Here is a 22,094-nt window from a genome sequence, read left to right as displayed (position 1 = left end):
CCCGTGCCACGGCCCGCCCCGGGAGCGCCCCGGGGCGGGCCGTCGCCGTCAGGCCGCGCCCGCCCCGCCCGCCGGGGGCTGGGCCGGCTGCTCGGGCTGTGCGGGCTGGCCGGGCTGCTCCGGCTGGGACGGGCCGGCCGCGGAGCCGGAGGCGTCCGGCGGGGTGCCGGGGTCCTGCGGCGGGGGCTCGGAGGACTCCGGCGGGGTGGACGGCCCGCTCGGCGGCGGCGAGGAGCTTTCGGACTGCGAGGGGTCGGGGCTGGCGGAGCCCGACTCGGAGCCCTCGTCCGGCGGCGCGGACGGGCTGGACGGCTCGGTCTGCCCGCCGCCCGGGGCCGTGCTCTCCCGCCCGGGCGCCGAGGCGGAGGGCGAGTCGGGGGCGGTGCCGCCGCCGGGGCGGCCGGTGGTGCCGAGGGCGGGCGGCACGGCGGAGGAGGTGGACGGGTCCGGCGCCACGGCGGGGCCGCCGCCGCGCGGGGCCGGGGTGTCCCGCGCCGGGCCCTCGGTGTCCGGGGTGTCCGGCCGTTCCGGTGCGCGCTGCGGGTCGCCGTTGTCGGCCGGGGCGACGTTCATCGGGGACTTGGGGGTGTGCCCGGTCTCCGAGGCGCTGCCGAGGGTGACGACGGTGCCGAGCACGGCGGCGATCAGCACCCCGGCGCCGGCCGCCGCGAGGTTCCGGCGGGAGCCGCGCGGCGCGAGCGTGCGCGGGCCGCCCGCCGACGCCAGGCGCCTGCCGACGGCGCCCGCGGCGCCGGCGACGCGCGGCCCGCCGGTGATCCGGGGCAGCGGCGCGGTGCCCGCGGCCCTGGGCAGCACGGTGGTGGGCGCCTCCGCCGGGTCCCGCTGGTCCGGCAGCAGCGCCAGCACCCGCCGTCCCGCGGCGGTGCCCGCCCGGTCGGCGAGCGCCCCGCGCAGCGCGACGGACGCCTCCAGCTCGGCGCGCGCCCGGTCGGGGTTGCCCGTGCACAGCGCGAGCACGCCGAGCTCGTGGTGGAAGTAGGCCTCCAGCGCCACGTCGCCCGCCAGGCGCGCCGACTCCTGGCCGGTGCGCAGGGCCCGCTCCCAGGCGCCCCAGTGCAGGGCGGCGGCGAACGCGGGCGCGGCGGCGCGGGCGAGGTCGGCGGCGACCCGAGGGTCGCCCTCCTCCTTGGCCGCGGCCATGGCGGCGAGGACGGGCTCGGCCTCGGCGGCGACCCGCTCCGCGGGCACCGACGGGTGAGCGGCCCACCAGGTGTAGTGGCGGGCCGCGGTGCAGGCGTACCCGGCCCGGTCCGCGGGCCGCGCCAACTGGGCGTGGACGCCCGCGGCGAGCCGGTAGTGGGAGGCGACGGGCACGGCCAGGCCCCGGGCCACCAGGTCGGCGAGCGCGGCGTCGCCGTGGGTGTCGCCGACCAGGGCGGGCAGGTGGGCCGCCGCGGGGCACTCCCCGCCGAGGGCGACGGCGAACCGCAGGGCGTCGCGCGCGGAGTCGTCCAGCTCGGCGGCGAACCTGGCGGCGGGCGCCGCGCTCTCCGCGAGGGAGGGCAGCGGCACCTCGTGCGCGGGGGCGGGGGCGGGCGGGCCGTCGGTGTGGCGGTCGTCCTCGTCGTCATCCGCGGCGACGCCGAACGGGTTGCGGTCGGCCGCGGCCAACTGGGCGGCGAGTTCGGCGCGCCGGGCGTCGCGCCGCCGCAGCAGGGCCCCGGCCTGGACGAACCGCAGCGGCAGCCCCTCGGACTCGAACCACAGGTCGGCCGCCCACGCGGTCTCGTCCTCCTCCAGCGGCCGGCCCACGGCGTGCCGGAGCAGCTCGAGGCAGGTCTCGCGGCCGAGCCCGGTGAGCGCGACCTCCTCGAAGGCGGAGCCGGGGGCGGCGGCGGGCGCGCCCGGGTTGGCGGCGACGAGGAAGGCGCACTCCGGCGCGGAGGCGGCCAGCTCCTCCAGCGCGGCGCCGCCGAACTCGGCGTCGTCCACGACCACCACCGCGCCGACCGCGCGCAGCAGCTCCAGCAGGCGCTGCCGGTCGGGGCGGTAGCCGGGGGCGCGGAAGACGGCGGCGAACAGGGCGTACAGCAGGTCGGCCGGGGTGCGGCGGTGGCCGGACAGCTCGACGACGCCGTCGGGCGCGACGTCCGCGCAGGCCGCGGCGACCGCGCGGAGCAGCGAGGTGCGGCCCACCCCGGAGGGGCCGGTGAGCCGCACGCAGTGGCCGCGGGAGAGCAGCCGGACCAACCGGTCGCGGACCTCGTCCCGCTCCAGCAGGGGCAGGTCGGGGCCGGCGTTCCCGGCGGGCACGGGCGGGCGGGCGGCGCGCGCGGCGCGGGCCCGCTCCGCGGCGTCGCGCTTCTCCGGGACGGGCCGGGAGCCGGGCGGGCAGGGCCCGACCTCGCTGCCCGTGGCCGGGCCCACGGTGAGCAGGTGGTGGCCGGCGAGGATCTCGGTGTGCCGGGCGGCGCCGCGCGGGGCGGTCTCCTCCCCGGCGCCCAGGGGCGGGCGGGGCGGGCGCGCGACGGGCGCGGGCAGGGCGGCCCGGCCGGGCGGCGGGGAGGCGGGCACGGCGGGCTCCCGGCGCCCGCGGGGCACCGGGAGCCGGCTGGAGTCGGCGGCCCCGTGCGGGCCCGCGCCGAATCTCGACTCTTCGGAATATGGGTCCATGGTGGTTCCGCCCCCTGTCGCGGCGCTTCGGGGTCCTGGCGGGTGCTGTCGGCAGGCACCGGCCGGTTCGGGGTCGGCCCGGTGCCCGGGGTCGTCCTGCTCTCGCGGCCCGCTCGCGCTCGCCGGCCGCGCCGCGGGACGTCCGCACTCTACTGCGGTTCAGCGGGCGGCGGGGAAGGCGCCCTCCACGGCGACCCCGCCCTCCACCGCCAGGACCCGGTGCAGCCCGGTGGCGACCAGCAGCCGCTGCATCCGGGGCGGCACCGCGCGCAGCACCAGCCTCCTGCCGCACCGCCCGGCCCTGCGGTGCACGCCCATGATCACGCCGAGGCCCGTCGCGTCGAAGGACTCCAGCTCGCCGAGGTCGAGCACGAGGTCCCCGGTGCCCTCGTCCACGGCGGCGTGGAGGATCGTTCGGGCGTCCGCCGCGCTCCGGACGTCGAGGCGGCCCCCGACAGTGAGCTCGGCGTGGTCGCCCCTGATGTGCATAAGCGCTCCCGGAGATAGGGCGGGCCGCTCCTCGTCGAACGGCCGCTTTTCCGACGGTCAAAGTTGACGGTCAAGCACACGCCAATTCAGCCAAGCGTTCAGGAATTGACGAAGAAATCACCCGTAAGAGTGAAGGTGGCCGGGTGTTGTCCCCGGCCACTTCGCCCTCGGGTGCGGGCGGAGCCGTCTGGCCGCGTCCGCTCGTTCATCTGATGTACCCAAAGCGGCCCGCGCCGACCGCCGGAAGGCACCTGTCCGCGGCCCGCGGACCCGTCGGCGCGGCCGGCGGGCCCGGGCGGGCCGGGGGCGCTCAGTAGGAGTAGAAGCCCCGCCCGCTCTTGCGCCCGAGGTCGCCCGCGTCCACCATCCGGCGCATCAGCTCCGGCGGGGCGAACTTCTCGTCCTGCGTCTCGGTGTAGATGTTGCCCGTGGCGTGGGCGAGGATGTCCACACCGGTCAGGTCCGCGGTGGCCAGCGGGCCCATGGCGTGGCCGAAGCCCAGCTTGCAGGCGATGTCGATGTCCTCGGCCGAGGCCACGCCGGACTCGTACAGCTTCACCGCCTCCACCACCAGGGCGGAGATCAGCCGGGTCGTCACGAAGCCCGCCACGTCCCGGTTCACCACGACGACGGTCTTGCCGACGCCCTCGGCGAAGGAGCGCGCCGCTTCCAGGGTGGCGTCGTCCGTCTTGTACCCGCGCACCAGCTCGCACAGCTTCATCAGCGGCACGGGCGAGAAGAAGTGGGTGCCCACGACCTGCTCCGGACGCCCCGTCACCGCGGCGATCTTGGTGATCGGGATGGCCGAGGTGTTCGAGGCGAGCACCGCGCCGTCCTTGCACAGCCGGTCGAGCTCGCGGAAGATCTCCTGCTTGACCTCAAGCTTCTCGAACACCGCCTCCACCACCACGTCGGCGTCGGCCGCCGCCTGGAGGTCGGTGGTGGTCGTGATCCGCGCGAGCGCCGCCTCGGCGTCCTTCTCCTCGAGCTTGCCCTTGGCGACGAACTTCTCGTAGGAGCCGCGGATCCCGTCGCGGGCCCGGCCCAGCGCCTCGTCGGTGAGGTCGCGCAGCACGACCTCGTACCCGGCCTGCGCAGCGACCTGCGCGATCCCCGAGCCCATCAGACCGGCCCCGATGACGGCGAGCTTCTTCGCCACGTGCCTTCCCTTCGCCTGGCGGTTGTCCCAGCGGGCCGACCTTAACGCCCGTTCACCTCCCGCGGCACCCTGACGAGGCGAGGGTCACGTCACGGTTTGACGGCGTACGCCAGCACCCGCTCGCCGAGCAGGGACACCGCCGCGTCCAGCCTGGCCGTCGCCAGGGCCGCGGCCTGCTCCCGGGTGCGGCCGGCGAACGTCGCCTCGGCGATGGTGCACGCCACCTCGTCGGCCACCCAGCCGAGCTGCCCGGCCACCAGCCCGGGCAGCGGGTCGTCCGGGTCGGCACCCGCCTCCTCGCGCAGGGTGCGGGTGAGCTCCAGGACGTTCTCCCGCTGAATGACCATCACCCGGGCGGTGAGGGCCTGGCTCTCCCGGATCGCCCGCAGGAAACGCTCGTAGCCCTCGACCAGGCCCAGGTCGGGCGAGCACTCGGCCAGGTCGGCGCGCGTCCTGCGCACCAGCGCCGCGGCGGCGGACTCCCCGGGCGCGCGTTCGCGGACGATGCGCGACAGCCGTCCCACGACCTCGGCCTCCCGGTCGAAGAACAGGCTCTCCTTGTCCGGGAAGTAGTTGTAGAGGGTGTTGACGGACACCTCCGCCGCCTCGGCGATCTCCGCCATGGTCACCGCGTCGAAGCCGCGCTCCAGGAACAGGCCGGTGGCCACGTCCGAGATGTGCAGGCGGGTCCGGCGCTTCTTGCGCTCCCGCAGCCCTTCCGCGCGAACCGTCTCCGTCATGGACCCATGCTAACCACGGGGCCAAACTTGGGGGCGTTGCAAACTTTGTTGGCATGTGTTTCTGTAGACACCCCAAGCAGGCGCCCCGGGCACGCGTCCCGAGCAGGCGTCCCAGCGGTCGGCCGCCGCCGTCTGCCGCGCGTCGCCCAGGACCGCCGCCGCCCCACCCCACCCGCAGGAGCCCCATGCCCACCCCAGCCCGGAACCCGGTCATCACCACCAGCGCGCTCGCCCGCTCCTTCACCACCCGGCGCGGCACCGTCGAGGCCGTGCGCGGCATCGACCTCACCGTCGCGCCCGGCGAGATCCTCGGCCTGCTCGGCCCCAACGGCGCGGGCAAGACCACCACCCTGCGGATGCTCACCACCCTGCTGCCGCCCACCGGCGGCGAGGCCGTGATCGCCGGGCACGACCTGCGGCGCGACCCGGCCGGGGTGCGGCGCCGCATCGGCCACGTCGCCCAGTCCGGCGGGGTGGACCCGGCGGTCGGCGTCCGCGAGGAGCTGTTCACCCAGGCCCGCCTGTACCGCCTGGACCGGCGCCGGGCGCGGGAGCGCACCGCCGACCTCGCCCGCGACCTGGGCCTGCTCGACCTCCTCGACCGGCCCGCCGGCGCCCTGTCCGGCGGGCAGCGCCGCCGCCTGGACATCGCCATGGCCCTCACCCACCGCCCCGAGGTGCTCTTCCTCGACGAGCCCACCACCGGCCTCGACCCGGGCGGCCGCGCCGCCCTGTGGGACCTGGTCCGCCGGGTGCGCGACGAGTGGGGCACCACCGTCGTGCTGACCACCCACTACCTGGACGAGGCCGACGCCCTCGCCGACCGACTGGTGATCGTGGACGGCGGCCGGGTCGTCGCCGAGGGCACCCCCGCCGCGCTCAAGGCCGAGCACGCCGGATCGCCCGGCGCCTCACTCCAGGAGGCGTTCCTCGCCGTGACCGGCCGCCCCGCGCCCGCCGCCCCCCTCGCCGTCTGACGCCCCCCGCCGCCCTCTCCCCCGGAGCCCGTCCATGCCCCTGACCCACTTCCTCACCGACACCGGGCTGATCTTCGGCCGCTGCCTGCGCCAGACCCTCCGCTCCTGGGTGGGCCTGCTCATCGGCGTGCTCCAGCCGCTGCTCTACCTGCTCCTGTTCGGGCCGCTGCTTCGGCACGTCCCGCTGGGCGGCGAGGGCGACCCGTGGCAGGTGCTGGTGCCCGGGCTGCTGGTGCAGCTCGGGCTGTTCAGCGCGGCGTTCGCCGGGTTCGGCATCCTGATCGAGAAGCACCACGGGGTGGTGGACCGGATGCGGGTCACCCCGGTCAGCCGCCCGGCGCTGCTGCTCGGCCGGGTGCTGCGCGACGTGGTGGTGCTGCTGGCGCAGTCCGCGCTGCTGGTCCTGGCCGGGGTGGCGATGGGGCTGCGGGCGCCGCTGGCCGGGGTGCTGATCGGCTTCGCGTTCGTCGCGGCGCTGACGGTCTCGCTGGCGTCCCTGTCCTACGCGCTGGCCATGCGGGTGGACTCCCCGCAGGAGTTCGCACCGGTGGTCAACACGGTGAACATGCCCGCGATGCTGCTGTCCGGCATCCTGCTGCCAATGGCGCTGGCCCCCGGCTGGCTGGACGCGCTCTCCCGCTGCGTGCCGTTCCGCCATGTGGTGGACGCCGTCCGCGCCGCCTTCCTCGGCCGCTACACCGACGGGACGGTGGGCACGGGAGCCCTGGTCGCGGCGGGCCTGGCGGCGGTGTCCCTCGCCGTGGGCACCCGCCTGTTCCGGCGCGCGGGAGCATGAGGCCCCGCCCCCGCGGACCGGAACAGGCGCGGCGCGGCCCTCAGAGCCGGACGAGCCGGGTGTCGGGGTGGTACAGCTTCCAGGAGAACCAGAACTCGTCGGAGATCGGCAGGGGCGTGAGGTCCGACGCGGGCTCCCCGCCGACCCGCCGGCCCAGCAGGTTCCACACCGCGCCGCCGGTGAGGTCGCGCAGCAGCAGGTCGTCGTCGAGGACGAGCTTGGTGTCCCGCCCGTCCACCTCGGCCCGGAAGCCGTTGACCGCGCCGTTCACCGCGACCAGGTAGTAGCCGCCCTCCTCGTCCTTCACCACGCGGCGCTCCAGCAGCTCGTTCCTGAGGTACACCTTGGGCTCACGGCCCGAGGGCTCCAGGATGCCGACGACCCGGGTGCGCGGAGGGAAGGTGTTGTCGCGCCTCCGGCGCGGCAGGCCGAGCGTGTGGTCGCCGTTCATGAGCCTGTTGAAGGTGCCCGGTACAGGGAAGTCCATCGGCTTCAGGTCCCGCATGGTGACATGCGCGATTTGCGGGAGCGGGTCGAGGCGTTTCACATCCGTCCAGGACAGGATCTGGAAGGGCAGCATCCTCAGCGTGTGGGGGTGAAGTTTCCCCAGGATCGACTCGAACGTGGCCTGCTGGAAGAACGTCTTCGTGCGGCGGTCGGCCACGATCATGTTGGTGTTCTTGAACGAGCCGACGAACAGCGGGCCGATGTCGGTGACGTCGAACGGAATGATGCTCCGGCAGTGGGCGCAGTAGGTGAGCGAGACGATCGAGTCGCCGAACCGGTCGTTGACGATGTGGTGATGGATGACGTAGTCGAGGGGATACGCCTTCGTGACACCCCGGTGTTCGATGACGGCCAGGTGCATTTCCCCGCGCAGCGGCAGGTTCAGAGGGTCGTCCGACATCGCCGGGAAGTCCACGGCGGGAAACAGCGTCTCCTGGTGGAACCAATAGGTGAGGTAGACCGCGGCCCCCAGGACGGCGAGCGGACCGATCATGGAGAGGGAGAAGGCGCCCTGCTCGACGGTGTCCCACGCGGCGAGGCCGACACCGGCGGCGACCAGCGTCCAGACGGCGGGCTTGCGGATGAAATAGTGATAATAGAGCCATGAGACGGGAAATGGAGGGATCATCGCCATGTAGAATGCCGCCGCGCCGATGGCCAGCGCCACGACAGCGACGGTGTACGTCAGGGCTAAGAGCATGATTCCTTCTCCTCCGGTAAGGAAGGCCGGGGTCGGCCGCCGCACGGTGCCGTCGAGGCGGAGTCCGGTACCGGAAACACCTCGACCCGGTCCTGAGAAACTCCGTACGGCGCGGGACGCGTTCCACGGGACGTATCCGGGACGGCGCGGGAATTTCCGCGCGGCGTTTCCCGGCGAGCGGCCCTGGGCGGACCTGCGTGCGGTCTTCTGCGGCGTGTCGGATGCATGGTGGGACTCCTTTCGAGCGAGCACCTTAGCGTAGGCGGAACGACGCCGCGCCGAACAGCGGTCGCGGTCGTGTAAATGGCGCCGGGGACGCGCGGTCGAGTAATTCTCGTGCGGTGGCTGACATTCCGATGAGAATTCCGTGGAGCGAGGGGAGCGGCCGTGGCCGCCACCCCGGGCGGCCGGGCGCGGCGCAGGCCCGTGGAGAGGCCCGCGAAAAGGGGGTGCGGGACGGCGTGCGGCAGGTGTTCGATGAGCGGCATGGTGTCCACCGACCGGTTGCTCGCGTTCGCCGCCATGTCGTTCCTGCTGATCATCGTGCCCGGCCCCAGTGTGCTGTTCGTGGTCGGGCGCGCGCTGGCGCAGGGCCGCCGCGCCGCGCTGACCACGGTGGTGGGCAACGCCCTCGGGGCGTATGTGCTCGTGGTGGCCGTGGCGCTCGGGGTGGGCACCCTGGTGGAGCGCTCCGCGGTGGTCTTCACCACCCTCAAGCTGGTGGGCGCCGCGTATCTGGTGTACCTGGGCATCAAGGCGATACGGCAGCGCCACGCGCTGCACGCCGAGGTCACCGGAGACGGGCCCGAACGCGGCGGGCTGCGCACGCTGTGGGAGGGGTTCGCGGTCGGCGTGACCAACCCCAAGACCACCGTGTTCTTCGCCGCGGTGCTCCCCCAGTTCGTCGACCGGGAGCAGGGGCACGTCGCCCTTCAGATGCTGCTGCTCGGCCTGGTCTTCAACGTCCTGGCGCTGTTCTGCGACAGCGTGTGGGGCCTGGTCGCGGCCACCGCGCGCGGCTGGTTCGTCAGCTCCCCGCGGCGGCTGGCCATGACCGGCGGGGCGGGCGGGCTGACGATGATCGGCCTGGGCGTCACCGTCGCCGTGACCGGACGCAAGGACTGACTCCCGCCGGGGCCCGGCTCAGCCCGTCCTGGCCGCGGTGAACGACTTCCGGCAGTGCCCCAGCAGCTCCCGCAGCGCGGGGCTGTGCGTGCCCTTCCAGACCAGGGCGAGCAGGCCGGGCGTCGTCACGTCGTCGATGAGGCGGGCGGTGAGGCGGTCCTCGTGGCACGGGGCCATCGACTCGCACAGGACGCCGACGCCCAGGCCCCTGGCGGCGAGGTCGGCGACCGCCTCCGGGGCGCTGGCCTGGAGGGCGATCAGCGGGCGCAGGCCCTGAGCCGCGCAGGCCCCGTCGAGGACGGTGCGCAGCCCCGTGCCCGGGGGCATGCACACCAGCGGGTGCGCGGACAGCTCGCGCAGGGTCAGGCGCTCCCCCGCCGCCAGCGGGTGGCCGGGCGGGAACACCGCGATCAGGCGCTCGCTGGCGACCGTCCACGCGTCCAGGCCCTCCGGTTCCGCGGTCGCGGTGCCGACGAGGGCCAGATCGACGTTGCCGGAGCGGACCCGCTCCATGAGCTGGTCGGCGGTGTCCTCGAGCAGGGCGAGCTCCACCCCGGGGTGCGCGCGGTGGAACGCCGCGAGGGCCTCGAACAGCGGGGTGACGGTGCATCCGGTCACCATCCCCACCGCGAGCCGCCCCCGGATCACGCTGCTGACCTCGCCCACCGCCTGCCCGACCGACTCGGCGGCGGCCAGCGCGGCGCGGGCGTGCTCCAGCGCGGCCTTGCCCGCGACGGTGAGGGTGACGCAGCGGGCGGAGCGGTCGAACAGCTCGGCGCCGAGCTCCCGCTCCAACTGCCGGATCTGGGCGCTGACCCCGGACTGGCTGATGTGGACCCGCTCCGCGGCCCGGGTGAAGTTGCGCTCCTCGGCGACGGCGACGAAGTACTCGAGCTGCCTCAGTTCCATGACTGCCTCAGTTCCATGACTGAGGATTCTAGTATCCAGCAATAGCATCTGTTGGACTTCTGATCAGGGTGGGGCGAGCCTGGAGGCAGCACCGGGGAGGGACGGCGACCGGGGCCCGGCCGCCGCCGCGGCGGTCACCGGCCGCCCGCTCCCCCGGGAATCCCGCATCCGACCCCCGCAAGGAGACAGCCGTGCCCGACTACGACCGGTACGAGAAGGCCATGCGCCCCGAGGACATCACCCGCCTGTTCGTCGAGCGCTCCAACGCCGGCGACGCCGCCGGGGTCGCCGCCCTGTACGAGCGGGACGCGGTGCTGGCCTACCCGCCCGGCCGGCAGACCGTCGGCCGCGAGGCGATCCGCGAACTGTGGGAGAAGGTGCTGGCCAACCGCCCCCGCTTCGAGCCGGAGCAGCCCCTGCCCACGCTGGTCAGCGGCGACATCGCGCTGACGTCCACCCCGCCGGGGGACGGCGCGGGCGCCCGCGCCCAGGTCGTCCGCCGCCAGCCCGACGGGAGCTGGCTCCGCCTGCTCGACCAGCCCGAGTTCCTCCCGCCCACCGGCGACGCGTCCGCCTCGCCCGCCCGCTGAGCAGCGGCCCGCCGGAACCGAAGGAACAGGTACGCAGATGCGCAAGTGGCTGCCGCTGACCACGGTCTGCCTGGGCACGTTCATGCTGCTGACCGACGTCACCATCGTGAACGTCGCCCTGCCGGACATGGTGGGCGACCTGGACGCGTCGTTCGGCGCCCTCCAGTGGGTCGTCGACGCCTACGCCCTCGCCCTGGCCGCGCTGGTGCTCGGCGCCGGGGCGATCGCCGACCGCACCGGGCACCGCCGGGCCTACGTCGCCGGACTCGTCCTGTTCGCCGCCTCCTCCCTGGCGTGCGGGCTCGCCCCCGGCCCCGGCGTGCTGATCGCGGCCCGCGCGGTGCAGGGCGTCGGCGCCGCGGCCATGTTCGCCACCACCTTCGCCCTGCTCAACAGCGCCTACACCGGGCGGGACCGGGGCACCGCCTACGGCGTGTGGGGCGCGGTGGCGGGCGCGTCCGCCGCGGTCGGCCCGATCCTCGGCGGCCTGCTCACCGAGGGCGTGTCCTGGCGGTGGATCTTCTTCGTCAACCTGCCGGTGAGCGCGCTCGCGGTGGTGCTGTGCGTCACCACGCTCACCGACGCCCACGCCCCCGTCCGCGGCCGGGTGGACATCGCCGGCATCGCCGCGTTCAGCACCGCCGCGGCCTGCGCCACCTACGCACTGATCCGCGCCAACGAGGAGGGCTGGACGGACCCCGCGGTGTGGGTACTGCTCGCGCTCGCCGCGGTGCTGCTGGCCGCCTTCGCCGCGGTCGAGGCCCGCTCGCCGCACCCGCTGCTGGACCTCGCGCTGCTGCGCCACCGCTCGTTCACCGGGGTGCTGCTCGCCGGGTTCCTGCTGACGTTCGCCGCGTACGCCGTGTTCACCTACACCTCGGTGTGGCTCCAGTCGGTGCTGGGCCTCAGCGCGCTGGAGACCGGTCTGACGGGGCTGCCGATGTCGGTGATGGCGTTCGGCGTCTCGGCGGCGCTGGGCCGGGCGCTGCACGGGCGGCGGCCCGACCTGGTCGTCGGGGGCGGTCTCGCCTGCGTCGGGCTCGGCGGGCTGCTGACGGCCGTGCTCGTGGACGCGTCCGCGGACTGGACGGCGCTGATGCCGGGGCTCACGCTGGTCGGCGTCGGGGTGGGGCTCGCCACGCCGGTGCTGGGCTCGCTGCCGATGTCCCTGGTGCCGCCCGAGCGCGGCGGCATGGCCGCGGGCGCCGTCAACACCACCCGGCAGCTCGGCTACGCCTTCGGCATCGCCGCGCTGGGCAGCGTCTTCACCGCCGGAGCGCGGGGCAGCCTGGCCGACCGCGGCGTCCCGGACGCGGCACGGGCCGCCCACGCGGTCGCGGGCGGGCGCACCCCGGAGCTGCTGCGGGCCGCGCCGCCCGGCGGGCGGGAGTTCCTCGACGCGGCGGCGCCGGGAGCGGCGGCCGGTGGCGCGCAGGCGGCGTTCGCGGTCGCCGGGGCGCTCGGCGCGCTCGGCGCCGCGGCGGTGCTCGTCCTGCTGCGCCCGGCCGCGCCCCGCCCGGCGGCGGAGGCCGCGGCCCCGGCCGGGGTCCCGCGGTCCGGGGCGGTGCGGTGACGCCCGGCGGCGCCGCCTACCCCGCGCTCTCCCGGTCGATCGTGGCGCCGAGCCCGCGCAGATGGGCCAGCAGGCCCGCGTAGCCGCGGTCGATGTGGTGGATCTCCGAGACGGTGGTCTCGCCCTCGGCGACGAGCCCCGCGAGCAGCAGCCCCGCGCCCGCCCGCACATCGCTGGCCCGGACCGGGGCGCCCGTGAGCCGGTCCACGCCCCGCACCACCGCGTGGTGCCCGTCGGTCTCGATCCGGGCGCCCATCCGGGACAGCTCCCGCAGGAAGACGAAACGGGCCTCGAAGATGTTCTCGGTCACCATCGCCGACCCCTCCGCCACCGCGTTCAGCGCGGCGAACTGCGGCTGGAGGTCGGTGGCGAACCCCGGGTACGGCAGCGTGACCACGTCCACCGCCCGGGGCCGCCGCTCCATCCGCACCCGGAAGCCGTCCGGCACCCGGTCCACCTCGGCGCCCGCCCGCGCCAGCTTGTCCAGGGCGATCTCCAGGTGCTCCGGCCTGGCCCGGCGCACCGTCACGTCGCCGGCCGTCATCACCGCGCCCACCGCGTACGTGCCGGCGACGATCCGGTCCGGCACCGTCTCGTACACCACCGGGGACAGCCACTCCACGCCCTGCACCTCGATGGTGGAGGTGCCCGCGCCGCCGATCTTGGCGCCCATCTCCTGGAGCATCGTGCACAGGTCGACGATCTCCGGCTCGCGCGCCGCGTTGTCGATGACCGTGGCGCCGCGCGCGGTCGCCGCCGCCATCAGGATGTTCTCCGTCGCGCCGACGCTGGGGAAGTCGAGCGCCACCGCGCTGCCCCGCAGGCCCCGCGGTGCCCGCGCCACCAGGTGCTCCCCCTCGGTGGTGACGTCCGCGCCGAGCCGCACCAGCCCGTTCATGTGCATGTCCAGGCCGCGCGCGCCGATCGCGTCGCCGCCCGGCAGCGCGATCCGCGCCTCCCCGCAGCGGGCCAGCAGCGGTCCGAGCACGCTGATGGAGGCCCGCATCCGCCGCGCCACCGACGCCTCCACCCGGTGGCCCGGACGCTCGGGGACGGTGATCCACGCCACCCCCGAGTGGCCGCCGTCGCCGGTCCACTCGAAGTCCGCCAGGCAGCCCGCGCCGCGCAGCAGGTCGGCCATGATCTCGACGTCCAGGATGCGCGGGACGTTGCCCAGGCGGGTGGTGCCCTCCGCCAGCAGGGCGGCGGCCATCAGCTTCAGGGCGCTGTTCTTGGCCCCGGGAACCGTGACGCCGCCCGCGAGCCGCGCTCCGCCCTTGACTCGGAACCGTTCCATCCGGGAATCGTATGACCGTATCGGCTCCGAACCCGGCACCGACGCCCCTGCCCGCCCGGTCCCCGCCTCGTTAGGCTCGCCGCATGGTCAACCTCACCCGCATCTACACCCGCACCGGCGACGACGGCACCACGGCGCTGGGCGACATGAGCCGCACCGCCAAGACCGACCCCAGGATCGCCGCCTACGCGGACGCCAACGAGGCGAACGCCGCCATCGGTGTGGCCATCGCCCTCGGCGGGCTGCCGGAGGAGGTCGTCACCGTGCTCACCCGCGTCCAGAACGACCTGTTCGACGTGGGGGCGGACCTGGCCACCCCGGTCGCCGAGAACCCGAAGTTCCCGCCGCTGCGGGTGGAGCAGGGCTACATCGACCGCCTGGAGGCCGACTGCGACCGGTTCCTCGCCGACCTGGACAAGCTCCGCAGCTTCATCCTCCCCGGCGGCACCCCCGGGGCGGCGCTGCTGCACCAGGCGTGCACGGTCGTCCGCCGGGCGGAGCGGTCCACCTGGGCGGCGTTCGACACCCACGGCGAGACGATGAACCCGCTCACCGCGACCTACCTCAACCGCCTGTCGGACCTGCTGTTCATCCTGGCCAGGACGGCGAACAAGGAGCGCGGCGACGTCCTGTGGGTCCCGGGCGAGAACCGCTGAGCCGCGCGGGGCGGGGGCGGGCGCGCCCCCGCCCGGCCGGACCCGGCCTCCCCCGGCACCGGGCCCCGGGCCACGCCCTCAGATGCCCGCCTTGCGGCGGGACTCCGCGAGGTCCGCGGGCTTGTCCCCGGCCTCGTCCCCGGCCTGCTCCGGAGCCTTCTCCGAGGGCTTCTTCGGCCAGATGGTGTACGTCGCCGCGATGATCAGGTGGATCATCGCCGCCCGCACCATCGTCCCCTGCCACCCCTCGAGCTGCTCCGTGCGCCGGGGGGCGTCCACCCACCACACGGCGACCTGGAGCAGTCCGACGGCGATGGCCGCCGCCAGCGCGGTGCGCAGCCACAGCCGCCACTCGTACCGCGCGCGGGCCATCCCGTACTTCGGCGGCTTCGGCGGCGGGGGCCCGCCCGCGAAGCGGTGCGCGAACCTGGCGTCCGCCCACTTCACCATCGAGTGGCCGTACGCCACCGAGAAGCCGATGTACGCCGCGGCCAGCCCGTGCTGGAACTCGGCCGTGGCACCCCGCCGCAGGTCCACGGCGGTGGCGATCAGCAGCACCACGTCCACCAGCGGCACGCACACCAGCACGGCCGCGCTCGTCCGCCGCCACCGCAGCAGGTAGCGCAGGGCCAGGCCCAGCGTCAGCAGTACCCAGAAGCCGATCTCGCAGGCGACGACGACCTTGAGGACCATGGCTCCTCCTCTCTCACGCGACTCCCCCCGACCCTCTCCCGCCCGCCCCCGCCCGCGCATCGCCCCCAGTGCCGAGCCGTCCCTGCATCGTTCGATGTACGCGGCCCGCCCCCGGACCCGCCGCGCCGCCGACGTGCGCGCCCGGCGCCGATGATGGGATGGTCACCGTCGGGAGGATCATGAAAGAGCTGCTCGGACGCCTGCCGCGCCCGCACCGGGACGACGCGCTCATCGCCGCCACCGGGCTGCTTGGCGGGCTCGTCCTGTGGGCGCTCGGCCTGGTCAGCAACCCCTGGCTGCCCGACCTCGGCGTCGGCCTGCCCGATCCCGGGGCGCTGCCGCTGGCCCCGCTGCTGGTCATGTGCGGCGCGGAGCTGCTGCGCCGCTCCGCGCCGCGGGTGGCCCTGCCGGTGGGCACCGTCGCCCTGGCCGCCGACCAGCTCACCGGCTCGCTGATCGCGTCGGTCGCCATGTACGCGGACCTGGTCTACGCGTCCGTGCTGTACGGCTCGCCCGCCGCGGCCCGCCGGGTCCCGCGCAACAGCCTGATCGTGACGGTGCTGGCCACGATCGTCCCGCTCGCCGTGCTCCGCGCCCCCGAGGCCCTGCTGTTCGGCTTCGCCACCGCCGTGGTCGGCCCCGGCTCGGCGTGGAGCGGGCTCGCCGTCCGCAACCACAGGGACGCCGCGGCGGCGGCCCGGCTCCGCGCCGAGCAGACCACGCTCCTGGCCGAGCTGGACCGGCGCGCCGCGATCGGCCAGGAACGGGCCAGGATGGCCAGGGAGCTGCACGACCTGGTCGCCAACCACCTGTCGGCGATCGCCATCCACTCCTCCGCTGCGCTGTCGGTGACCGGCGACGACCCGCGCGCCACCCGGCGGGCGCTGTCGGTGATCCGGGAGAGCAGCGTGCAGGGGCTGGCCGAGATGCGCCGCCTGATCGAGCTGCTGCGCACCGCCGGCGAGGAGGAGCCCGCGCCCGCGCCCCGGCTCGAGGCGCTGGACTCGGTGCTGGAGCGGGCCGGCTCGGCGGGGGCCGCGGGCGGCCTCGCGTTCGAGCTGCGGGACGAGCGGCCGGGCGGGGCCGCGCTGCCCGCGCCGGTGGAGCTGGCGGCCTACCGGATCGTCCAGGAGTCGCTCACCAACGCGCTCAAGCACGCCGCCCCCGGCACCGTCACCGTCCGCCTGACGGAGTCCGCGGGCACCCTCAGCGTGATCGTGGACAGCCCGTACCTCGCCGAGCCGGGGCCGCGCGCACCGGGCGCGGGCGCGGGTCTGGTGGGCATGGCCGAGCGGACGGCGCTGCTCGGCGGCGCGTTCGAGGCGGGCCCGCTCCCGGAGGGACCGGGCCCGGGCACCGGCACCGGCTCAGGGCTGTGGCGGGTGCGCGCCGATCTGCCCGTCACCCGAGACGAAGGGACCACCCAGCCGTGACCATCCGTGTCGTCGTCGCCGAGGACCAGGCCGCCGTCCGCGCGGGCCTGCTGCTGATCCTCGGGTCGGCCCCCGACATCACCGTGGTCGGCGAGGCCGCCGACGGGGAGGAGGCGGTGCGGCTCGCCCGGGAGCTGCGCCCGGACGTCGTGGTCATGGACGTGCAGATGCCCCGGCTCGACGGGGTCGCGGCGACCCGCCGGGTGGTGGGCGAGGGCCTGGCCGACGTGCTGGTGCTGACCACGTTCGACCTGGACGAGTACGTCTTCGGCGCGCTGCGCGCGGGCGCGGCCGGGTTCCTGCTGAAGGACACCGACGCCGAGCAACTGGTGGAGGGGGTGCGCGTGGTGGCGCGGGGCGAGGGCCTGGTGGCGCCCGCGGTGACCCGGCGGCTGATCTCGGCGTTCGCGACCCGCCGTCCCGTCGCGGGCGGGGAGGCTTCGGCGGCGGTGGAGTCGCTGACCCCGCGGGAGCGCGAGGTGCTGGCGTGCCTCGGGGAGGGCCTGTCGAACGCGGACATCGCCGAGCGGCTGCGGATGGCGGAAGCGACGACGAAGACGCACGTCAGCCGGATCCTGGCGAAGCTGGGCCTGCGCAGCAGGGTGCAGGCGGCGGTGCTGGCGCAGGAACTCGGGCTGACCTCGCCGTGAGGAGGGCCGGTTCGCTCAGGCCACGTTGACGCGCTGCCCGGGGGGCGCGGCCTCCAGCCAGGCGAGGAACCCCGTCAGGGCGTCCTCGCTCATGGCGAGCTCCAGCAGGGTGCCGCGATGGCGGCAGGTGAGCACGACGGCGCCGGACAGCAGCGCCACCTCCTCCTGGCCGCGCGGGGTCCGGCGCCGCAGCACCTCGATCTCGCCGCGCTCCAAGAGCTGGCGGGGACGGGGGGCGTAGGAGAAGACGCGGAACCACTCGACGCGGTCGCCGCTGTAGCGGGCGACGCCGAAGATCCAGCCCTTGCCCCCGGGGTCGGGGGCGTCGGCGGGCTCACCGGGACCGCCCTCGGCGCCGGACCGCTCCGCCTCGGGCGGCAGGCGGAGCCGCAGGGAGCAGTCGAACGTTCCGCCGGAGCGCTGGATGAGCCGTCTGCGCAGCCCGAACACGAACAGCCCCAGCAGGGCGAGCCCCACCACGGCGCCGCACACCTGAAGAGCGAGGATCACGCCCACCGACCTCCTCGCTCGCGTATGCCGTTCTCCACCTGCCCCGTTTGTGGTGCCCCCGCCGCCCGGGCAGCCGGTGCCCGGCGGCCCGCGGTTCGGCGACCGGTCAGCGCGCGCCGACCGTGGCGGCGCGCAGCCGTACCTCGGCACGCCGCTCCGCGGCGGCGTCCTCCTCGGACTTCGCGCGCTCCAGCGCCCGCTCGGCGCGTTCGACGTCGATCTCGTCGGCCAGCTCGGCGACCTCGGCGAGGATCGACAGCTTGTCGTCCGCGAACGAGAGGAAGCCTCCGTGCACGGCGGCGACGACGGTGCCGCCGTCGGACGTGCGGACGGTCACGGGCCCGGACGTCAGCACGCCCAGCAGCGGCTGGTGGCCCGGCATGACACCGATGTCGCCCGACGTGGTGCGCGCGACGACGATCGTGGCCTCGCCCGACCAGACCTTGCGGTCGGCGGCGACCAGCTCGACGTGCAGCTCAGCCAAGACGGCTCCTTGGGTTCGCACCAGCCTGGTGTGGCTGGTGTGTGTCAAAGAATAACGGGAGTGCGGGTGAGGGGCGGGCCGGGGCCCGCCCCTCACCCGGGATGCACCGCGGACCGGAAGGCGGGCGTCAGGAGACGCCGAGCTCCCGGGCGTTGCGCTCGAGGTCCTCGATGCCACCGCACATGAAGAACGCCTGCTCGGGGAAGTGGTCGTACTTCCCGTCCGCGATGGCGTTGAACGCGGCGATGGACTCGTCCAGCGGCACGTCCGAGCCGTCGATACCGGTGAACTGCTTCGCCGCGTGGGTGTTCTGCGACAGGAAGCGCTCGATCCGGCGGGCGCGGTGGACGGTGAGCTTGTCCTCCTCGCCGAGCTCGTCGATGCCGAGGATGGCGATGATGTCCTGGAGGTCCTTGTACTTCTGGAGGATCCCCTTGACCCGGGTGGCGCACTCGTAGTGCTCCTGCGTGATGTACCGCGGGTCCAGGATCCGGGAGGTGGAGTCCAGCGGGTCCACCGCCGGGTAGATGCCCTTCTCCGAGATCGGCCGGGAGAGCACCGTGGTCGCGTCGAGGTGCGCGAACGTGGTGGCCGGGGCCGGGTCGGTCAGGTCGTCCGCCGGAACGTAGATCGCCTGCATCGAGGTGATCGAGTGGCCGCGGGTGGAGGTGATGCGCTCCTGGAGGATGCCCATCTCGTCCGCGAGGTTCGGCTGGTAGCCCACCGCCGACGGCATGCGGCCGAGCAGGGTGGACACCTCGGAGCCCGCCTGGGTGAAGCGGAAGATGTTGTCGATGAACAGCAGCACGTCCTGCTTCTGCACATCGCGGAAGTACTCCGCCATGGTCAGCGCGGACAGCGCGACCCGCAGACGGGTGCCCGGGGGCTCGTCCATCTGGCCGAAGACCAGCGCGGTCTTGTCGAGCACGCCGGACTCGGTCATCTCGTCGATGAGGTCGTTGCCCTCACGGGTGCGCTCGCCGACGCCGGCGAACACCGACACACCCTCGTGCAGGTTGGCGACACGCATGATCATCTCTTGGATGAGCACGGTCTTGCCCACGCCCGCGCCGCCGAACAGGCCGATCTTGCCGCCCTTGACGTACGGGGTCAGCAGGTCGATGACCTTCAGGCCGGTCTCGAACATCTCGGTCTTGGACTCGAGCTGGTCGAAGGCCGGGGCCTTGCGGTGGATCGGCCAGCGCTCGGTGATCTGGAGGGACGCGGTGTCCTCCACGTTCATCACCTCACCGAGGGCGTTGAACACCTTGCCCTTGGTGACGTCGCCGACCGGGACGGAGATCGCCGCGCCGGTGTCGCTCACCGGGGCCGAGCGGACCAGGCCGTCGGTGGGCTGCATGGAGATCGCGCGCACCAGGCCGTCGCCGAGGTGCTGGGCGACCTCGAGGGTCAGGGTCTTCGTGACGCCCTGCTCCGCCGGGTCGGCGACCTCGACGTGCAGCGCGTTGTAGATCTCCGGCATCGCGTCGACGGGGAACTCCACGTCGACGACCGGGCCGATGACCCGGGCGACGCGCCCCGTCGCGGCGGCCGTCTCAACAGTGGTGGTCATATCTGTCAGTCACTCCCCGCGGTCGCGTCGGCCAGGGCGTTCGCGCCACCGACGATCTCGCTGATTTCCTGGGTGATGTCGGCCTGGCGGGCCGCGTTGGCAAGCCGCGTGAGCGACTTGATGATCTCTTCCGCGTTGTCGGTGGCCGACTTCATCGCGCGGCGCCGGGCCGCGTGCTCGGAGGCGGCCGACTGGAGCAGCGCGTTGTAGATCCTGCTCTCGACGTACCGCGGCAGCAGGGCGTCGAGGACGCCCTCCGCCGACGGCTCGAACTCGTACAGCGGCAGCACCTCGCCCTTGGCCGGCGCCTCCTGCTCGCTCTCCTCCAGGGAGAGGGGCAGCAGCCGCTTGCCCACCGGCGTCTGGGTGATCATCGAGACGAACTCGGTGAACACCATGTGCAGCTCGTCCACCCCGCCCTCGGAGGTCTCCGTGGTGAAGGCCTCGATGAGGGCGGAGGCGACCTCCTTGGCGTCGGCGTAGGTCGGCTTGTCGGTGAAGCCGGTCCACGACCGCTCGACCGGCCGGTTGCGGAAGGAGTAGTAACCCGCGCCCTTGCGGCCGACGACGAAGCTGACGACCTCCTTGCCCTCGGCGCGCAGCCGCTGCGTGAGCTGGTCCGCGGCCTTGATGGCGTTGGAGGAGTACCCGCCCGCGAGCCCGCGGTCGCTCGTGATGAGCAGGACCGCGGCCCGGGTCGGGTTCTCCGCCTCCGTGGTCAGCGGGTGCCGGGTGTTCGAGCCGGTCGCCACCGCCGTCACCGCGTGGGTGAGCTCGTTCGCGTACGGCGTCGACGCCGCCACCTGGCGCTGCGCCTTGGCGATGCGCGATGCGGAGATCATCTCCATCGCCTTGGTGATCTTCTTGGTGGCGGTGACCGTCTTGATGCGGCGCTTGTAGACCCGAAGCTGGGATCCCATGGGTTCAGCAGGTCCCTTCGGTCTACTTGGAGGTGCCGGCCCGCGGCGTGTCGTCGCCCAGAAGCTGGCCGTCCGAGGTCTCGAACTGCCGCTTGAAGGTGGTGACGGCCTCGGTCAGCGCCTCGGTGGTCTCGTCCGGGAGCTGGCCCGTCTCGGCGATGCCGGTGAGCAGGTCCTTCTTCTCCCGCTTCAGGTAGTCGATGAACTCGCGCTCGAAGCGGCGCACGTCCTCGACCGGCACGTCGTCCATCTTGCCGGTGGTGCCGGCCCAGATGGAGACGACCTGCTCCTCCGCCGGGAACGGCGAGTACTGCGGCTGCTTGAGCAGCTCGACCATGCGCCGGCCGCGCTCGAGCTGCGCCTTGGAGGCCGCGTCCAGGTCGGAGCCGAAGGCGGCGAACGCCTCCAGCTCGCGGAACTGGGCGAGGTCCACGCGCAGTCGGCCCGCGACCTTCCGCATCGCCTTGATCTGCGCCGAGCCACCCACGCGGGAGACGGAGATACCGACGTTCAGCGCCGGGCGCTGGCCCGCGTTGAACAGGTCGGACTCCAGGAAGCACTGGCCGTCGGTGATGGAGATGACGTTGGTGGGGATGAACGCGGAGACGTCGTTGGCCTTGGTCTCCACGATCGGCAGACCCGTCATCGAGCCGGCGCCCATCTCGTCCGACAGCTTCGCGCAGCGCTCCAGCAGGCGGGAGTGCAGGTAGAAGACGTCACCCGGGTAGGCCTCGCGGCCCGGCGGGCGGCGCAGCAGCAGGGACACGGCGCGGTAGGCGTCGGCCTGCTTGGACAGGTCGTCGAAGACGATCAGGACGTGCTTGCCGTCGTACATCCAGTGCTGGCCGATGGCCGAGCCGGTGTACGGGGCGAGGTACTTGAAGCCCGCCGGGTCCGACGCCGGGGCGGCGACGATCGTGGTGTACTCCAGGGCCCCGGCCTCCTCCAGCGCGCCGCGCACGGACGCGATGGTGGAGCCCTTCTGGCCGATGGCCACGTAGATGCAGCGGACCTGCCGCTTCGGGTCGCCGGAGCGCCAGTTGTCCCGCTGGTTGATGATCGTGTCGATCGCGAGGGCGGTCTTGCCGGTCTGCCGGTCGCCGATGATGAGCTGGCGCTGGCCGCGGCCGATCGGGGTCATCGAGTCGACGGCCTTCAGGCCGGTCTGGAGCGGCTCGTGGACGCTCTTGCGCTGCATCACCGTGGGGGCCTGGAGCTCCAGGGCACGGCGGCCGGACGTCTCGATCTCGCCCAGGCCGTCGATCGGGTTGCCCAGCGGGTCCACCACGCGGCCGAGGTACCCCTCGCCCACGGGGACCGAGAGCACCTCGCCGGTCCTGCGGACCGTCTGGCCCTCCTCGATGCCGCTGAACTCGCCGAGGATCACGACACCGATCTCCCGCTCCTCGAGGTTGAGGGCGAGGCCGAGGGTGCCGTCCTCGAACTTCAGCAGTTCGTTGGCCATGGCCGAGGGCAGACCCTCGACCTTGGCGATGCCGTCACCGGCCTCGGTGACGGTACCGACCTCCTCGCGCGAGGCCGCGTCCGGCTTGTACGACTGGACGAAGTTCTCCAGCGCGTCCCGGATCTCCTCCGGCCGGATCGTGAGCTCCGCCATCTGGTGTCCCTGCTCTCCCTAGTTGGGCCCGGATCGCCGTCCCCGGCGACCGCGTAACTGG

Annotated in this window: 21 protein-coding genes; 8 read left to right on the top strand and 13 right to left on the bottom strand. The window is 74.2% G+C overall.

Annotated features, from left to right (window positions below):
* Positions 1-48: 48 nt before the first annotated feature.
* The 4 genes from ACYVO2_RS18655 to ACYVO2_RS18640 all read right to left on the bottom strand — a co-directional run bounded on the left by ACYVO2_RS18655 (position 49) and on the right by ACYVO2_RS18640 (position 5,022).
* The gene (locus ACYVO2_RS18655) at positions 49-2,634 is read right to left on the bottom strand and encodes an AAA family ATPase (protein ID WP_461008994.1); all 2,586 of its coding nucleotides are present in this window, start codon (positions 2,632-2,634) and stop codon (positions 49-51) included.
* A 159-nt stretch (positions 2,635-2,793) separates the two neighbouring features.
* Positions 2,794-3,123 (bottom strand): STAS domain-containing protein, encoded by a 330-nt coding sequence (locus ACYVO2_RS18650; RefSeq protein WP_461008993.1) that lies wholly within the window; start codon positions 3,121-3,123, stop codon positions 2,794-2,796.
* Positions 3,124-3,433: 310 nt separating this feature from the next.
* On the bottom strand, positions 3,434-4,282 hold the full coding sequence (locus ACYVO2_RS18645; protein WP_461008992.1) for a 3-hydroxyacyl-CoA dehydrogenase family protein: 849 nt from the start codon (positions 4,280-4,282) through the stop codon (positions 3,434-3,436).
* 89 nt (positions 4,283-4,371) lie between these two features.
* Positions 4,372-5,022, bottom strand: a complete 651-nt coding sequence (locus tag ACYVO2_RS18640; RefSeq protein ID WP_461008991.1) for a TetR/AcrR family transcriptional regulator — start codon at positions 5,020-5,022, stop codon at positions 4,372-4,374.
* 185 nt (positions 5,023-5,207) lie between these two features.
* Between ACYVO2_RS18640 and ACYVO2_RS18635 the strand changes: the two genes are divergently transcribed.
* Together ACYVO2_RS18635 and ACYVO2_RS18630 are read left to right on the top strand one after the other, a co-directional pair.
* Positions 5,208-5,999 carry an ABC transporter ATP-binding protein gene (locus tag ACYVO2_RS18635; protein ID WP_461008990.1) on the top strand — a complete coding sequence of 264 codons (792 nt, stop codon included), beginning with the start codon at positions 5,208-5,210 and terminating at the stop codon, positions 5,997-5,999.
* Between the two features lie 34 nt (positions 6,000-6,033).
* Positions 6,034-6,795: an ABC transporter permease gene (locus tag ACYVO2_RS18630; protein ID WP_461008989.1), complete on the top strand. Its 762-nt coding sequence runs from the start codon at positions 6,034-6,036 to the stop codon at positions 6,793-6,795.
* A gap of 40 nt (positions 6,796-6,835) precedes the next feature.
* Here ACYVO2_RS18630 and ACYVO2_RS18625 read toward each other — a convergent pair whose 3' ends face one another.
* Positions 6,836-8,002: a DUF3179 domain-containing (seleno)protein gene (locus tag ACYVO2_RS18625; protein WP_461008988.1), complete on the bottom strand. Its 1,167-nt coding sequence runs from the start codon at positions 8,000-8,002 to the stop codon at positions 6,836-6,838.
* A 486-nt stretch (positions 8,003-8,488) separates the two neighbouring features.
* Here ACYVO2_RS18625 and ACYVO2_RS18620 point away from each other — a divergent pair, with 486 nt between their 5' ends.
* Positions 8,489-9,127, top strand: a complete 639-nt coding sequence (locus tag ACYVO2_RS18620; RefSeq protein WP_461009042.1) for a LysE family translocator — start codon at positions 8,489-8,491, stop codon at positions 9,125-9,127.
* An 18-nt stretch (positions 9,128-9,145) separates the two neighbouring features.
* Here ACYVO2_RS18620 and ACYVO2_RS18615 read toward each other — a convergent pair whose 3' ends face one another.
* Positions 9,146-10,036, bottom strand: a complete 891-nt coding sequence (locus ACYVO2_RS18615; protein WP_461008987.1) for a LysR family transcriptional regulator — start codon at positions 10,034-10,036, stop codon at positions 9,146-9,148.
* Positions 10,037-10,257: 221 nt separating this feature from the next.
* Between ACYVO2_RS18615 and ACYVO2_RS18610 the strand changes: the two genes are divergently transcribed.
* Positions 10,258-10,626 carry a YybH family protein gene (locus ACYVO2_RS18610; protein ID WP_461009041.1) on the top strand — a complete coding sequence of 123 codons (369 nt, stop codon included), beginning with the start codon at positions 10,258-10,260 and terminating at the stop codon, positions 10,624-10,626.
* 37 nt (positions 10,627-10,663) lie between these two features.
* The gene (locus ACYVO2_RS18605) at positions 10,664-12,199 is read left to right on the top strand and encodes an MFS transporter (RefSeq protein WP_461008986.1); all 1,536 of its coding nucleotides are present in this window, start codon (positions 10,664-10,666) and stop codon (positions 12,197-12,199) included.
* Between the two features lie 16 nt (positions 12,200-12,215).
* On the opposite strand, the gene murA is transcribed toward ACYVO2_RS18605, so the two are convergent.
* Positions 12,216-13,496, bottom strand: coding sequence for a UDP-N-acetylglucosamine 1-carboxyvinyltransferase (gene murA, locus ACYVO2_RS18600; protein WP_461008985.1), 1,281 nt, complete (start codon positions 13,494-13,496; stop codon positions 12,216-12,218).
* An 83-nt stretch (positions 13,497-13,579) separates the two neighbouring features.
* On the opposite strand from murA, the gene ACYVO2_RS18595 reads away from it, so the two are divergent.
* Positions 13,580-14,152 (top strand): cob(I)yrinic acid a,c-diamide adenosyltransferase, encoded by a 573-nt coding sequence (locus tag ACYVO2_RS18595; protein ID WP_461008984.1) that lies wholly within the window; start codon positions 13,580-13,582, stop codon positions 14,150-14,152.
* A 78-nt stretch (positions 14,153-14,230) separates the two neighbouring features.
* Here ACYVO2_RS18595 and ACYVO2_RS18590 read toward each other — a convergent pair whose 3' ends face one another.
* Positions 14,231-14,845: a hypothetical protein gene (locus tag ACYVO2_RS18590; RefSeq protein WP_461008983.1), complete on the bottom strand. Its 615-nt coding sequence runs from the start codon at positions 14,843-14,845 to the stop codon at positions 14,231-14,233.
* Between the two features lie 179 nt (positions 14,846-15,024).
* Between ACYVO2_RS18590 and ACYVO2_RS18585 the strand changes: the two genes are divergently transcribed.
* Together ACYVO2_RS18585 and ACYVO2_RS18580 are read left to right on the top strand one after the other, a co-directional pair.
* Entirely contained in the window at positions 15,025-16,278 is a 1,254-nt protein-coding gene (locus ACYVO2_RS18585; protein ID WP_461008982.1) for a sensor histidine kinase, read from the top strand.
* Positions 16,275-16,928, top strand: a complete 654-nt coding sequence (locus ACYVO2_RS18580; protein ID WP_461008981.1) for a response regulator — start codon at positions 16,275-16,277, stop codon at positions 16,926-16,928. The genes ACYVO2_RS18585 and ACYVO2_RS18580 overlap by 4 nt, the downstream gene beginning before the upstream one ends.
* A gap of 15 nt (positions 16,929-16,943) precedes the next feature.
* On the opposite strand, the gene ACYVO2_RS18575 is transcribed toward ACYVO2_RS18580, so the two are convergent.
* The 5 genes from ACYVO2_RS18575 to atpA all read right to left on the bottom strand — a co-directional run bounded on the left by ACYVO2_RS18575 (position 16,944) and on the right by atpA (position 22,033).
* Positions 16,944-17,438, bottom strand: a complete 495-nt coding sequence (locus ACYVO2_RS18575; protein WP_461008980.1) for a DUF2550 domain-containing protein — start codon at positions 17,436-17,438, stop codon at positions 16,944-16,946.
* Positions 17,439-17,544: 106 nt separating this feature from the next.
* Positions 17,545-17,922, bottom strand: coding sequence for a F0F1 ATP synthase subunit epsilon (locus ACYVO2_RS18570; RefSeq protein ID WP_461008979.1), 378 nt, complete (start codon positions 17,920-17,922; stop codon positions 17,545-17,547).
* A gap of 127 nt (positions 17,923-18,049) precedes the next feature.
* The gene (atpD, locus tag ACYVO2_RS18565) at positions 18,050-19,495 is read right to left on the bottom strand and encodes a F0F1 ATP synthase subunit beta (protein ID WP_461008978.1); all 1,446 of its coding nucleotides are present in this window, start codon (positions 19,493-19,495) and stop codon (positions 18,050-18,052) included.
* 5 nt (positions 19,496-19,500) lie between these two features.
* Positions 19,501-20,415 carry a F0F1 ATP synthase subunit gamma gene (locus ACYVO2_RS18560; protein WP_461008977.1) on the bottom strand — a complete coding sequence of 305 codons (915 nt, stop codon included), beginning with the start codon at positions 20,413-20,415 and terminating at the stop codon, positions 19,501-19,503.
* A gap of 22 nt (positions 20,416-20,437) precedes the next feature.
* On the bottom strand, positions 20,438-22,033 hold the full coding sequence (gene atpA, locus ACYVO2_RS18555) for a F0F1 ATP synthase subunit alpha (protein ID WP_461008976.1): 1,596 nt from the start codon (positions 22,031-22,033) through the stop codon (positions 20,438-20,440).
* Between the last annotated feature and the right edge of the window lie 61 nt (positions 22,034-22,094).

Source organism: Streptomyces capparidis, from assembly GCF_054782095.1.
This window is presented reverse-complemented; position numbering and strand designations above follow the sequence as displayed.

Excerpts from the sequence above, each read along its gene's own strand:
- ACYVO2_RS18560 (WP_461008977.1), bottom strand. The coding sequence starts at position 20,415 with ATGGGATCCCAGCTTCGGGTCTACAAGCGCCGCATCAAGACGGTCACC.
- ACYVO2_RS18590 (WP_461008983.1), bottom strand. The coding sequence starts at position 14,845 with ATGGTCCTCAAGGTCGTCGTCGCCTGCGAGATCGGCTTCTGGGTACTG.
- ACYVO2_RS18620 (WP_461009042.1), top strand. The coding sequence starts at position 8,489 with ATGGTGTCCACCGACCGGTTGCTCGCGTTCGCCGCCATGTCGTTCCTG.
- ACYVO2_RS18635 (WP_461008990.1), top strand. The coding sequence starts at position 5,208 with ATGCCCACCCCAGCCCGGAACCCGGTCATCACCACCAGCGCGCTCGCC.
- ACYVO2_RS18650 (WP_461008993.1), bottom strand. The coding sequence starts at position 3,123 with ATGCACATCAGGGGCGACCACGCCGAGCTCACTGTCGGGGGCCGCCTC.
- murA (WP_461008985.1), bottom strand. The coding sequence starts at position 13,496 with ATGGAACGGTTCCGAGTCAAGGGCGGAGCGCGGCTCGCGGGCGGCGTC.
- ACYVO2_RS18640 (WP_461008991.1), bottom strand. The coding sequence starts at position 5,022 with ATGACGGAGACGGTTCGCGCGGAAGGGCTGCGGGAGCGCAAGAAGCGC.
- ACYVO2_RS18615 (WP_461008987.1), bottom strand. The coding sequence starts at position 10,036 with ATGGAACTGAGGCAGCTCGAGTACTTCGTCGCCGTCGCCGAGGAGCGC.
- atpD (WP_461008978.1), bottom strand. The coding sequence starts at position 19,495 with ATGACCACCACTGTTGAGACGGCCGCCGCGACGGGGCGCGTCGCCCGG.
- ACYVO2_RS18595 (WP_461008984.1), top strand. The coding sequence starts at position 13,580 with ATGGTCAACCTCACCCGCATCTACACCCGCACCGGCGACGACGGCACC.
- atpA (WP_461008976.1), bottom strand. The coding sequence starts at position 22,033 with ATGGCGGAGCTCACGATCCGGCCGGAGGAGATCCGGGACGCGCTGGAG.
- ACYVO2_RS18585 (WP_461008982.1), top strand. The coding sequence starts at position 15,025 with ATGAAAGAGCTGCTCGGACGCCTGCCGCGCCCGCACCGGGACGACGCG.
- ACYVO2_RS18625 (WP_461008988.1), bottom strand. The coding sequence starts at position 8,002 with ATGCTCTTAGCCCTGACGTACACCGTCGCTGTCGTGGCGCTGGCCATC.
- ACYVO2_RS18655 (WP_461008994.1), bottom strand. The coding sequence starts at position 2,634 with ATGGACCCATATTCCGAAGAGTCGAGATTCGGCGCGGGCCCGCACGGG.
- ACYVO2_RS18630 (WP_461008989.1), top strand. The coding sequence starts at position 6,034 with ATGCCCCTGACCCACTTCCTCACCGACACCGGGCTGATCTTCGGCCGC.
- ACYVO2_RS18605 (WP_461008986.1), top strand. The coding sequence starts at position 10,664 with ATGCGCAAGTGGCTGCCGCTGACCACGGTCTGCCTGGGCACGTTCATG.
- ACYVO2_RS18610 (WP_461009041.1), top strand. The coding sequence starts at position 10,258 with ATGCGCCCCGAGGACATCACCCGCCTGTTCGTCGAGCGCTCCAACGCC.